At 44.1% G+C, this 11480-nt stretch carries 13 protein-coding genes; 4 read left to right on the top strand and 9 right to left on the bottom strand.

What is annotated here, in order from left to right; translation table 11 throughout:
- Window positions 1–4: 4 nt before the first annotated feature.
- Window positions 5–1075, bottom strand: coding sequence for an LPS export ABC transporter permease LptG (gene lptG / locus FTU64_RS01810; RefSeq protein WP_180039929.1), 1071 nt, complete (start codon window positions 1073–1075; stop codon window positions 5–7).
- Window position 1076: 1 nt separating this feature from the next.
- On the bottom strand, window positions 1077–2177 hold the full coding sequence (lptF, locus tag FTU64_RS01805; protein WP_180022073.1) for an LPS export ABC transporter permease LptF: 1101 nt from the start codon (window positions 2175–2177) through the stop codon (window positions 1077–1079).
- Between the two features lie 159 nt (window positions 2178–2336).
- Here lptF and FTU64_RS01800 point away from each other — a divergent pair, with 159 nt between their 5' ends.
- The 4 genes from FTU64_RS01800 to FTU64_RS01785 all read left to right on the top strand — a co-directional run bounded on the left by FTU64_RS01800 (window position 2337) and on the right by FTU64_RS01785 (window position 5224).
- Window positions 2337–3785, top strand: a complete 1449-nt coding sequence (locus FTU64_RS01800; protein WP_180055470.1) for a leucyl aminopeptidase — start codon at window positions 2337–2339, stop codon at window positions 3783–3785.
- Window positions 3778–4185, top strand: a complete 408-nt coding sequence (locus FTU64_RS01795; protein WP_078189457.1) for a DNA polymerase III subunit chi — start codon at window positions 3778–3780, stop codon at window positions 4183–4185. Before FTU64_RS01800 ends, FTU64_RS01795 begins: the two co-directional genes overlap by 8 nt.
- Before the next feature lie 39 nt (window positions 4186–4224).
- Window positions 4225–4863: a hypothetical protein gene (locus tag FTU64_RS01790; protein WP_180059118.1), complete on the top strand. Its 639-nt coding sequence runs from the start codon at window positions 4225–4227 to the stop codon at window positions 4861–4863.
- A 142-nt stretch (window positions 4864–5005) separates the two neighbouring features.
- Entirely contained in the window at window positions 5006–5224 is a 219-nt protein-coding gene (locus FTU64_RS01785) for a hypothetical protein (protein WP_180055472.1), read from the top strand.
- 62 nt (window positions 5225–5286) lie between these two features.
- Here FTU64_RS01785 and FTU64_RS01780 read toward each other — a convergent pair whose 3' ends face one another.
- The 7 genes from FTU64_RS01780 to glnK all read right to left on the bottom strand — a co-directional run bounded on the left by FTU64_RS01780 (window position 5287) and on the right by glnK (window position 11470).
- Window positions 5287–5832 (bottom strand): VTT domain-containing protein, encoded by a 546-nt coding sequence (locus tag FTU64_RS01780; RefSeq protein ID WP_078189460.1) that lies wholly within the window; start codon window positions 5830–5832, stop codon window positions 5287–5289.
- Window positions 5833–5944: 112 nt separating this feature from the next.
- Window positions 5945–6604 (bottom strand): riboflavin synthase, encoded by a 660-nt coding sequence (locus tag FTU64_RS01775; RefSeq protein ID WP_078192598.1) that lies wholly within the window; start codon window positions 6602–6604, stop codon window positions 5945–5947.
- A gap of 33 nt (window positions 6605–6637) precedes the next feature.
- Window positions 6638–7930: a DNA adenine methylase gene (locus tag FTU64_RS01770; RefSeq protein WP_078189462.1), complete on the bottom strand. Its 1293-nt coding sequence runs from the start codon at window positions 7928–7930 to the stop codon at window positions 6638–6640.
- Window positions 7927–9030, bottom strand: coding sequence for a bifunctional diaminohydroxyphosphoribosylaminopyrimidine deaminase/5-amino-6-(5-phosphoribosylamino)uracil reductase RibD (gene ribD, locus FTU64_RS01765; RefSeq protein WP_180059117.1), 1104 nt, complete (start codon window positions 9028–9030; stop codon window positions 7927–7929). Before ribD ends, FTU64_RS01770 begins: the two co-directional genes overlap by 4 nt.
- A 36-nt stretch (window positions 9031–9066) precedes the next feature.
- Window positions 9067–9525 carry a transcriptional regulator NrdR gene (gene nrdR, locus FTU64_RS01760; RefSeq protein ID WP_067763170.1) on the bottom strand — a complete coding sequence of 153 codons (459 nt, stop codon included), beginning with the start codon at window positions 9523–9525 and terminating at the stop codon, window positions 9067–9069.
- A gap of 138 nt (window positions 9526–9663) precedes the next feature.
- The gene (locus FTU64_RS01755; RefSeq protein ID WP_180004703.1) at window positions 9664–11070 is read right to left on the bottom strand and encodes an ammonium transporter; all 1407 of its coding nucleotides are present in this window, start codon (window positions 11068–11070) and stop codon (window positions 9664–9666) included.
- A gap of 61 nt (window positions 11071–11131) precedes the next feature.
- Window positions 11132–11470, bottom strand: a complete 339-nt coding sequence (gene glnK / locus FTU64_RS01750; RefSeq protein ID WP_067763174.1) for a P-II family nitrogen regulator — start codon at window positions 11468–11470, stop codon at window positions 11132–11134.
- Window positions 11471–11480 lie beyond the last annotated feature (10 nt).

Below are 11480 nucleotides of genomic sequence, written 5' to 3'. Positions count from 1 at the left end.
GCACTTAACGTGCGCGGTGCAGCAGATAGCCACCCGCTACAAACATCAAAATAATTGGTATAAAGACGAACCATGCAGGCGATGGTGCGTACACCAAACTTGCATAACCTAAGAAATCTTGTAAGTAGTAAAAGCCCAGTCCAGCAAATAAGGCAATCACCAAGCGGAAACCCATCGACTGTTGACGTAAAGGTCCAAAAATAAAAGAACACGCGATCACCACCAAGGCAATTAAAGCAAAGGGTGAACCAAACTTTTGCCAAAACGCCAATTGGTAAGTCTTCGGGACTTGGCTATATTCATGCATATAGCTCATAAAGCTCACCAATTGACTCGGTGATAGGTCTTCAGGATCAATGGTAACCATATGCACATATTTGGGTTGCAAGGCCAATGAAAGCGGCTGTTCAGCATTTTGCTTCGCCACGGCATCACCCGTCGCTAAGAGATCGACTTGGGTTGAATTTTGCAGCGACCAAGAGCCATTTTTGACAAAATTCCCTTGCTCCGCATCCAAAGTGCCTCGCAAACGATATTTTTCATCAAAATCAACAACCTGAACATCTTTAATTTGACCTTGTGAATTGGCATAGTCAATATAAATAAAGCGCTGGCCTTCACGTGACCAATAGCCTTTGACTTCGCCCAGTTCAGCCGCAGTGCGGTGACTTTTGACGCTTTTGGCTTGTTCATTGGTATAGGGAATGACCCATTCGCTTAATGCAAAGGATAAAACCACCAAAATGAGTGCCGAACGAATCACCCAGCCCACAATCCGCCATAGGCTGATGCCGACCGAACGCATCACAATCAATTCACTGTTTGAAGCTAGAGTCCCTAAACCCAGTACTGCACCAATCAAGGCTGAAATCGGCAAAATTTCATATAAATAATTCGGTGAACTCCATAATACATACTGCAAAGCATTCCATGCGTTATAGCCTTCTTTCAGCGAGCCCAATTCACCTAAATAAGTAAAAAGCACTTGTAAGCCAGCCAATACCGCGGTCGCACCAAGCATGGCTAAAGCAGTAGTTTTGGTCACATGTTTTGCAACTATACGACGTGCCAACATTTTAAGACCTCACTCGCTGAATTTGTTTCTTAATTTTGGGCGCTAATTTTTGTTTACGCGAGAACAATGCCGCTGCAATGCCGTAAATCACTAAGACCAGTGGATAAGCCCAAATCCCCATTTCATCTTTACTGATCCGCGTTTTGATCGCCATTAAAGCCACGATTAAACTGGCAAAAATAAGTAATGCAGGAAACAGTTTCAGGTAACGCCCTTGACGAGGACTTACCTCAGACAAAGCGGTTGCAAGCAATAACGCTACCAAAATAGCGAACGGCACAAAGATTCGCCAACCGAGTTCACTGGCAACCACAGGATCATGACGGTTATCCCATAACTTCGAGGTTGGTAAAGCTTCTACTTCGGTACTTTCAAATTTTGCTTCTTTATCATTTTCTAAACGTAAACGATAACTTTGGAATTCAGCTTGAGAATAACGCGGTTGCCCCGGATAGATTTCGTAACGGCGGCCTTCAACCAAATCCACCACATTGGCATTATCATCGGGCACTTCGACGCGGGTCGCTTCCTTCGCCAAAATAATGACATCAGGCTTACCCTCTTTTTCTGCACGCTGATAGAAGAAAATATCTTTTAAGTTTTTACGGTCTTCTGACAAGTCCCCTGCATAAATGGTATAGGGCCCAGAGGAAATAAACTCTTTGGGTCGAACCAAGTCAAAGCCTGTTCGTACCGCTTGCGAAGTCGTTAATGCTTCAAACTGACGGATGCCCCAAGGCGAAGCCCACAGCATCAAAAATGCTTGAACAGCCATAAAGACCACAGTCATCGGCACCAATAAACGTGACAATTGATTTCGACTGACACCACTACCATTGAGCACAGCCATTTCATGATCGACATACAGACGACCAAAGACCAACATCAGACCAATAAAGAAACCGAGCGGAAGAATTAAGGTTAAAAATTCAGGCAAACGGTAGCCAATAATGCTAAATAAAATACTTGCATCTAAACGACCTTGCGCCGCCACACCAAAGTACTTGATCAAACGACCACCCATCATGATCAAGGTCAATAAGGCAATCACAACCAGTGATGTCGACACCACTTGCTTGACCAGATAACGCCGAATAATCAAATTAATTCTTCCAAAAATAGGGCCAATAAAAACTAGCGTTAGTTTACCCGAATGTAGAAAATATAAAACCTATACCCTTGTTGCTCATTGAAACTCTATTCATATAAATGTTTCAATGGTTTAATGGTTTATAAATTTAAAAAGGCATAAATACCGCACATGAAACTTTCTATTAATACGTCATTCCAAGCGAATGCGTCCAGCCAATATTTATTGATATTAGTAGATTCTGAGCACGTTAAAAATGCAGCTACTTCATATCAAATCAATGATTTAGATAATTTAATTGACGCGACTCAATTTAAAGCGGCACTCAATGAAAGCCTGCCTTTGGTGGCGAACATTGCCGCTTGTCGCAATAGCGCACTTTTAGGCCTCGGCAAAGTTGCTGAATTACAGGTCAATAAATTTGCAAAAATTGCACAAACCATTATTAAAGCGTCACAAAAAAAATTCAAACAGATCAGTGTCGATATCTCTGCTCTACCACAAGAACAACATTATTTATTTGCACTTAGCCTGACCCAAGCGGCTTATGCGTTTGATGAATACAAGTCTAAAAAAAATGAATTTGTTTTGGAGCAGATCCATTTAATCGCTACTGAAAGCCCATTAACCACTGCACAGCTTGAATTAATTTCTGCAGTGCAATCAGGTCAAAGTTTTACTCGTGACTTAGGTAACCGTCCGGGCAATATCTGTTTTCCTGAATATTTAGCCGAACAAGCTCATGCACTTGCAGCTGAATTCCCAGATCAACTCAAAGTGACTGTACTCGATGAACAGCAAATGGCTGATCTCGGTATGGGTGCTTTCCTTGCTGTGAGCAAAGGTTCTGACCGTCCAGGCCGTATTATTACCATCGAATACCTCTCAAACCGTGAAGAAGCGCCAGTGGTGCTTGTTGGTAAAGGCGTGACTTTTGATACTGGTGGTATCTCACTTAAACCAGGTGCGGGCATGGACGAAATGAAATTCGACATGTGCGGTTCTGCATCAGTTTTGGGTACCATCCGTGCGCTGTGTGAAGCGAAATTACCGATTCATGTGGTCGGCGCAATTGCTGCTGCAGAAAACATGCCGTCTGGTCATGCCACTCGCCCGGGCGACATCGTGACAACCATGAGCGGTCAAACCGTTGAAATTTTAAATACCGATGCCGAAGGTCGTTTGGTTCTGTGCGATACCTTGACCTATGTAAAACGCTTTAACCCTGCACTGGTGATTGATATTGCAACCCTCACTGGTGCATGTGTTGTGGCATTGGGTTCAGTCCTTACTGGTATGTTCACTCCGGATGATGAACTTGCGGCTGAATTGACTGCTGCAGGTCAACATAGCTTTGACCGCGTATGGCGCATGCCCGTAATTGAAGATTATCAAGAACAACTTGATTCTCCATTTGCAGATATTGCCAACATTGGTGGTCCAAAAGCAGGTTCTGTAACAGCTGCATGTTTCCTTCAACGCTTTACGCGTGAATATCGTTGGGCGCATTTAGACATTGCTGGTACTGCATGGAACTCAGGTGCAAATAAAGGCGCAACAGGTCGTCCTGTGCCATTATTAATGCAATTCTTAGCGAATCGTGCTCAAGCGAATGGCTAAAGTTAGCTTTTATTTATTTGAAAAAAGTCCTGAACGACAAGTCGAAAGCACTTGTCGTTTATGCCGTAAGATCCTGCGTCAGCCTGTACGTATTTGGCTACATTGTGCTGACCCAGACTTACAGCAACAACTTGATGAACGCCTGTGGAGTTTCGATCACACAGGTTTCATTCCCCATGGTATCGATCAAGCCGAGGCAACGGTCTGTATTTCTGCCCAATTGCCTGAGCAAGCCGACTGGATTGTGTTTAATTTTAACGATCAAGCACTTGAACAGTTCGCGAGTTTTAGTCACATTATCGAAATTATTGAAAATAACGAACCCGCTAAAATTATCGGGCGTGAAAAATATAAACAATATCGACGTTTGGGCGTTCAACCACAGACCCATAAACTTTAACGTGATATTGGTTTTACCCTATTTGCAAGGAGATGCACCATGGCATTGAATGTCGGTCCAGACTTTAAACAGCGCTGGTTAAAAGTACCTGAAGCTATTCGTCAGACCTTTATTGATGACCTTGGTCGCGTTTGCGATGTACTCAATCCCAGTACAGACATTCAACAATGGCTGGTCAATGACCAACAGCAACAGCAAGTGTCTTTTGACAAAATTGAGTCTGCTTATGAAGATTTGAAAGCACAGCTGATTGAAGATGCTCGTATTCGCAAACACTTGGCTTTAGAAAAAGCCTTAGAAGAAAAACGTGAAGCTGAACAAGCCTATGCAGAACAACTGAGACGCGACGAAGAGTTACGCTTTGCTGCACAAACGCAAGCGCTCACCATGATGCAGCATAATCTTGATCGTGAAGTACAACACTATGCCGCTCGCTATCATAAAAACCCTGAAACGAGTTTAGCGGGATTAAGTCAAAGCTTATCGGTCAGCGAAGGACAGATGTTGTCAGAACTCGAAAGTGTACGCGTGCGTTTGGAACTTGAAGCAGAAACGCAAATCGAGATGGCCGTCAGTGATTTCCGTGCAAAATTGAAAGCAGCCGCACAAGAAGAAATTGACTATATCTTAGAAAACTCTAATTTTTCGACAGAATCTACATCGTCCGAAGCATCTTAAGCTGTCGATCGAAATCTGGTCACTGTCATTAAACTGACATGTATTTGCAACATGATGTTCATATGGCTGAAGCATTGTCCCTCAAAATACAATGCTTCAGGCATCCTAAAAATATAATCATGCATCCAGATGGGAATTCAATATGGACATCATTCACCAGATTACCCAGAAAATATCCTCTCTATCTGCTGGAGAACAATGGGACATTCGTGCCAAAGATCTTTGGCTGAGTCATTCAGACTTTCACAGTATTTCGGTTTATCTCAGCCGAGAATCAGAAAAAGGCGGTTTTAGCATTCAGCACCTGCCCCGCAGCTCGCTTTTTCAAACCCTTGATGTGGTGACCGTTACAAAACACTAAATCGTCATCGACTCCATAAAAAATGCCCACAACTGTGGGCTTTTTTTATGTCTAAGTTTAGCTTAGACCAAATCTGCAACTGCAGAAACGGTATGTCCTAGGAAATAACCAATACCAAGTAATAATCCAATCCAGATGAAACCACCCAGCACGTTATAGAACATAAATGTACCGAGGCTCATGCGCGCAGACCCAGCGGCAAAAGGCGCAAAAGAACGTACAAAAGGTACAAAGCGTGCGACTAAAATCGTTTTACCGCCATGCTTCATAAAATATTTATTGGTTTTGACCATATATTCGGGCTTAAAGTAACGTGTGTGCTTATTAAAGTACTTAATACCTAACACGCTGCCCGTATAGTAATTGACGCAGTAGCCCAAGACCGATGCGACAAATAACATCAGCCCCATGGTGTGTAAATGCACCACTTCCGTTGTTGAGCATAATGCGCCGATGGCAAGCAACAGGCTGTCTCCTGGCAGGAAGAACATAAATACTGAACCCGTTTCTGAAAATATCACCAAAAATAAAATGGCATAAATCCACACACCATAATTTTCCAATAACATGGGTAACCACTGTTCCAGATTCAGTAAGAAATCAATCATTATCACCTGTCTGATTATTCATCATATATGTCATTCCGCGACGCATTATCACCAAAAATAAAAAAACAGTCTAATTTTTCAATCAGACTGTTTGGTTTTCTTCGGTATCAACTTATTTCAAGAAGCCATTTTCAGCGAGAAAATCTAAGCTAATTTTAGATTGCGCTGTGGTCTCAGCGGCTTTATCACCAAGCAATAAACGCTCAATATAACGTGCTAAAACATCCACTTCTAAGTTCACTTTAGCCCCAGCCTTCCACGTACCGATATTGGTTCGTTCCGCCGTATGCGGAATTAAATTTAAGCTCAGCACATTGCCACGTAAATGGTTAATTGTCAGGCTAATACCATCCACGGTCACAGAGCCTTTTTCCGCTAAATAGCGTGCAATTTCTTTCGGTGCGGTCACTTCAAAATAAATAGAACGCGCATCTGAACGAACTTGAGTGATTTCACCCACGGCATCGACATGACCACTGACAATATGTCCACCAAAACGCGTAGTCGGCAACATGGCTTTTTCCACATTCACCGCCTGCCCTGCTTTCCAGTGCTCCAAGGTGGTCCGATTTAAACTTTCACGTGAAACATCGGCTGCATACCAATTACTGCCAAAGTCAATCACGGTTAAGCAAATGCCATTGGTGGCAATAGAATCCCCCAAATGCACATCCGACATGTCTAAATCTGTCTGGATACGTAAGCGGACATCGCCACCCACGTTTTGAATGCTTTCAACTTTACCTAGACTTTCAATAATGCCTGTAAACATGTTCAATCCCTGAAAAATATGGGGCGATGATTTTTACCACAAATCAAGTTGCGTACTCACACCAGAGGTATCGACACCACCCAATTCTGCAAAATGGTGCAATTGACTCAACAACTGACGGATCGGTGGACCTGATTTGGCATGCGTATCCGTGATGACAATAAACTCTAGTACGCGTGCACGTTCAGACTGACGCTGCTTACTCACGCGGTAACGTGGTACATCTTGCGTCAATAAGCTTACTCGGCCACGTTTTAAATTGGCTTGTAACAAATCTGTGGCGCTGATATTACCATCGGTTGAATAGCTCGTCAGGATGTAACGTGCATTGATGGTTTCTAATAATTTTTCATAAGCTTCTTTCGCATGCTTCGAAGAATTATATGGACTTGGACGTTCTTTACGCCATGCACGATCGATTCCGCTCTTAAAGCCTTTGGTGTCTGGTGTTGGTAAATCCACCTGATCCCATAACGTTAAAGCATTCAACACATGGTAGTTACTGCTGTAAGCGTGCTGGTTATACGGTGGATCGAGATAAGCCACATCCACTTCAAAGCCACTCATTTGATTAGCCAAATGCTGTGCGTCGACACACCACATTTCAGCGGCGGGTTTTTTCGGATCACCAATTTCACAAAAACGACTTGGAGTCAGCCATAACAAAGAACCGATACGATCCAAGGCTGCTTGGGTTTTACCGCCCCAACCATGATGGAAACTTTTGAATACACCGCTGGTATTGCTGACAAAACTTGCTGAATACAATAACGGCGCTAATAAAGCACTCATTTCCACATCATCAATCGCGCCTTGAGCCTGCCAAGTTGCAATTTGCTGACGAATCGCATCGATACGCATGCCGTTACGACGTTTAAAGAATAAACGGTCACGTGCAGGATCGTAGATTTCATCATTACGTGGACACAAGTTATGGGTCACCCAACCTTTAACTTCTGGCAAACGGTTCAGATAATCAATCGCTTTCTGATAGCCACCCAACTCTTTAAAAGCTGGTGCTTCAACACAAGAGAGAATTGCGCTGTTCAAGGCATGACTGTAAGGTTCCCAGTCATTGGCAATAACACGATAGCCGTTTTGACGTGCCAACCGTGACACCACACCCGAACCTGCAAAAAAGTCAGCAAATATCGGCGCACGACCATCTTCGCGTTTTAAGGTTCCCGTTTGCTCAAGTGCTTCTAAAATCAGATGTAATAGGCGGCGTTTGTTTCCCAAATAAGGAACCAACTGATGGAAAAGATATTCGTCTGTGGTACGAGCCGCATGACGACGTTTGTGATAAACCGTAGACTCTGAATTCATAGCGTCTCTTGAGAAGGGATTAACCTTAAGCGAATGTCATCACCCAATTGAGTGACATCTTTCAGCTTAAATCGAAGCTGCTCTGCCATGCGGTCAAATTCCGCATTAAACATCGCACGTGCTGACTGACCCAACAAGGTCGGTGCAACATAACTGATCATTTCATCGATCAAATGTTCTTGTAAGAAAGCGGTCGAAAGTGTCGCACCGGCTTCCACAAGGACATCATAAATTTGGAACTGTTGAACGCATGCTGCTAACAGATCGGCCAAAGGCTGAATTTCAAATTGTACCACGCCCAAGTCAGCAAGTTCCTGACGATATGGCCCCATGACCATCACGGTTTCAGGTTGCTGCAATATTTTTGCGCTTAATGGCAAGCGGCCTTGGCGATCTAGCACGATACGTTTCGGCTGAACCACGCTTCGCATATCAACAGCATCATCGAGTTGACGTACGTTGAGTAAGCAATCATCTGCTAATACTGTTTCCATCCCAGTAATCACAGCACCTGATATCGCACGCCAATGCTGTACATCTTGTCGCGCCATTGCACCGGTAATCCATTTAGACTCACCCGAGGCCATGGCAGTACGCCCATCCAGGCTCGATGCGACTTTGAGCCGGACATAAGGCATGCCCGTCGCCATGGCTTTTAAAAAGCCCAAGTTCAATTGATGCGCTTCTGCTTCACAAATACCTGTGATCACTTCAATGCCAGCATCACGTAGGATTTGTACACCTTTACCCGCAACCAATGGATTCGGATCGGGACATGCTACAACGACTTGAGCAACACCTGCTTCTACCAAACCTTTGGCACAAGGTGGCGTACGTCCATAGTGTGCGCAAGGCTCTAAAGTCACATAAGCGGTTGCGCCACGTGCGGCCTCACCTGCATCACGCATTGCAAAGACTTCGGCATGCGGCTGACCCGCTTTGGGATGAAAGCCTTCACCAACCAATTGACCGTCTTTGACAATTACACAGCCCACATTGGGATTGGGACGAGTGCTGTATTGCCCCTGCTGTGCCAATGCAATTGCACGCCGCATCCACTGTTGATGCTGCTGCAAAGGCACTTGATCTAACTCAGACATGTAATCACTCATGATAAAAATGGAAGCAGATGTGCATTAGTGCTCACGCTGCTGCATTTGTTCAATTTGACGACGAAAAGCTTCTACATCTTGGAAGTCTTGATACACAGAAGCAAAACGTACATAAGCCACATGATCTAAAGCAAACAAAGACTGCATGACAATTTCACCAATGGTGCGTGATTTCACGTCACGTTCACCCAAACGGCGAATTTGCAATTGAATATCACTGAGTACCGTTTCAATTTGCTCTTGCGTTACTGGACGCTTTTGCAAGGCATGCATGAGCGAGCGGCGGAGCTTGGCTTCATCAAAAGGTTCACTCTTTGAATCAGACTTGATGACACGCGGCATCACCACTTCATAGCTTTCAAAAGTTGTAAAACGTTCACCGCAACTAATACATTCACGGCGGCGGCGTATCTGACAGCCTTCAGCAGCAAGACGTGAGTCAATCACTTTACTGTCTTCAGCGTTGCAAAATGGACAATGCATAGCGGTTAAATTGAACAAATCCGAATGGATTTAGAGTGTAGCAAAAATTTTGAAATTTGTAGAGCTTTACGCTAGATATGGAAAAAAAACAGCCCTTTCGGGCTGTTTTACACAATATATTGATTTACTGTGATCTTATTATTCTACACGTTCACCATGTTGACTTAAGTCTAGACCCATACGTTCGTCATCAGCTTCAACACGGATGCCAATCACTAGATCAATCACTTTCAAGATAATGAATGTCATCACTGCTGAGTAAGCAATAGTCGCTAGTACGCCTTCGACTTGAACCCATAATTGATGCATTAAGTCGCTCGGTGCTTTATCACCCATGATGAATTCGCTGGCAAAGAATGCTGTAAGGATCGCACCCACGATACCACCGACACCATGTAGACCAAACGCATCCAAAGAGTCATCCGCTTTCAACGCACGTTTCAGCGCAGTAATCCCCCAGAAGCAAACCACACCACCGATCAGACCCATCGCTAAAGCACCACCAACTGTTACGAAACCTGCCGCAGGTGTAATCACCACAAGACCTGCTACTGCACCAGAAGCACCACCCAAGACAGACGCTTTACCACGAACCACTTTTTCAGTAATTAACCATGCCACTGCTGCTGCCGCTGCTGCAACTTGTGTTACCACCAATGCATAACCAGCCGAACCATTTGCACCCAGTGCAGAACCACCGTTGAAACCAAACCAACCTACCCATACAAGGCTTGCACCGATGACGGTTAAAGTTAGGTTATGTGGCGCCATAGATTCACGGCCAAGCCCCATACGTTTACCAAGCATGTACGCTGCAACGAGACCCGCAACACCCGAGTTGATGTGAACTACTGTACCACCCGCAAAATCAAGCGCACCGTCGTTACCTAACCAACCACCGCCCCATACCCAGTGAGTAATTGGTGCATAAACCACGACACTCCAAATTGCGATGAACGCAACAAAAGCACCGAATTTCATACGTTCTGCAATCGAACCACTAATAATGGCAACGGTAATAATGGCAAATGTCATTTGGAAAATAACAAAAAGAATCTCTGGAATCGTACCCGTCAACGCTTCTGTAGTGATACCCGACAACATAAATTTGTCTAAGCTACCGATAAAGGCATTGCCTTCACCAAATGCTAAGGTATAACCCACAATCACCCACGTTAAGCTCACAACACCTGCCGCAACGAAACTGTGTGCCATGGTGCTGAGTACATTTTTCTTACGGACCATACCGCCGTAAAATAATGCTAAACCGGGAATTGTCATGAGTAAAACAAGTGCAGTGGACACTAAAATCCATGCTGTATCACCTGTATCGAGCTTAGGTTCTTCTTCTGTAGGTGCTGGTTCTGCAGGTGCTGGCGCTGCTTCAACTGGAACTGCAGCTTCTGTTGTATTTAGCGTTGTTGTATTTGCAGTATCAACTACTGTGACTTCTTCTGTAGGTGCTGTTGCGCTTTCTTCAGCCCACGCAACAGAACCACCTAAAAGTGCACTGGACAAGCCGAGTGCAATTAGCATCTTTTTCATTCGTATCCCCCGACCTGATTTTCTGAGTTATTAGCTACTCAGCAAACTTCATGCCAATTTTTTAAACGGCATCTGCACCTGTTTCACCAGTACGGATACGGATGACTTGTTCCAGATTGCTTACAAAAATTTTACCGTCGCCAATTTTTCCTGTGCTTGCAACACGAGTAATTGATTCAATTACGGTATCGACCATTTCATCACTGATTGCGATTTCGATTTTTACTTTTGGTAAGAAATCAACCACATATTCAGCACCACGATAAAGTTCAGTGTGACCTTTCTGGCGACCGAAGCCTTTAACTTCAGTGACAGTGATCCCTTGAACACCATTTTCAGAGAGTGCTTCACGCACGTCATCTAATTTAAAAGGTTTTACAATTGCAGTTACGAGCTTCATGTTTTGTTTT

This window comes from Acinetobacter sp. YH12128, assembly GCF_013418655.1.
Lineage (GTDB): Bacteria > Pseudomonadota > Gammaproteobacteria > Pseudomonadales > Moraxellaceae > Acinetobacter > Acinetobacter amyesii.
Note: the sequence above shows the minus strand (reverse complement) of the source record. Positions and strands in the feature narration are given on the sequence as shown.

What these genes read in the sequence shown, in the direction of transcription:
- lptG (WP_180039929.1), bottom strand. Translation starts at nt 1,075, where the DNA reads ATGTTGGCACGTCGTATAGTTGCAAAACATGTGACCAAAACTACTGCT.
- FTU64_RS01800 (WP_180055470.1), top strand. Translation starts at nt 2,337, where the DNA reads ATGAAACTTTCTATTAATACGTCATTCCAAGCGAATGCGTCCAGCCAA.
- FTU64_RS01795 (WP_078189457.1), top strand. Translation starts at nt 3,778, where the DNA reads ATGGCTAAAGTTAGCTTTTATTTATTTGAAAAAAGTCCTGAACGACAA.
- FTU64_RS01790 (WP_180059118.1), top strand. Translation starts at nt 4,225, where the DNA reads ATGGCATTGAATGTCGGTCCAGACTTTAAACAGCGCTGGTTAAAAGTA.
- FTU64_RS01785 (WP_180055472.1), top strand. Translation starts at nt 5,006, where the DNA reads ATGGACATCATTCACCAGATTACCCAGAAAATATCCTCTCTATCTGCT.
- FTU64_RS01780 (WP_078189460.1), bottom strand. Translation starts at nt 5,832, where the DNA reads ATGATTGATTTCTTACTGAATCTGGAACAGTGGTTACCCATGTTATTG.
- FTU64_RS01775 (WP_078192598.1), bottom strand. Translation starts at nt 6,604, where the DNA reads ATGTTTACAGGCATTATTGAAAGTCTAGGTAAAGTTGAAAGCATTCAA.
- FTU64_RS01770 (WP_078189462.1), bottom strand. Translation starts at nt 7,930, where the DNA reads ATGAATTCAGAGTCTACGGTTTATCACAAACGTCGTCATGCGGCTCGT.
- ribD (WP_180059117.1), bottom strand. Translation starts at nt 9,030, where the DNA reads ATGTCTGAGTTAGATCAAGTGCCTTTGCAGCAGCATCAACAGTGGATG.
- nrdR (WP_067763170.1), bottom strand. Translation starts at nt 9,525, where the DNA reads ATGCATTGTCCATTTTGCAACGCTGAAGACAGTAAAGTGATTGACTCA.
- FTU64_RS01755 (WP_180004703.1), bottom strand. Translation starts at nt 11,070, where the DNA reads ATGAAAAAGATGCTAATTGCACTCGGCTTGTCCAGTGCACTTTTAGGT.
- glnK (WP_067763174.1), bottom strand. Translation starts at nt 11,470, where the DNA reads ATGAAGCTCGTAACTGCAATTGTAAAACCTTTTAAATTAGATGACGTG.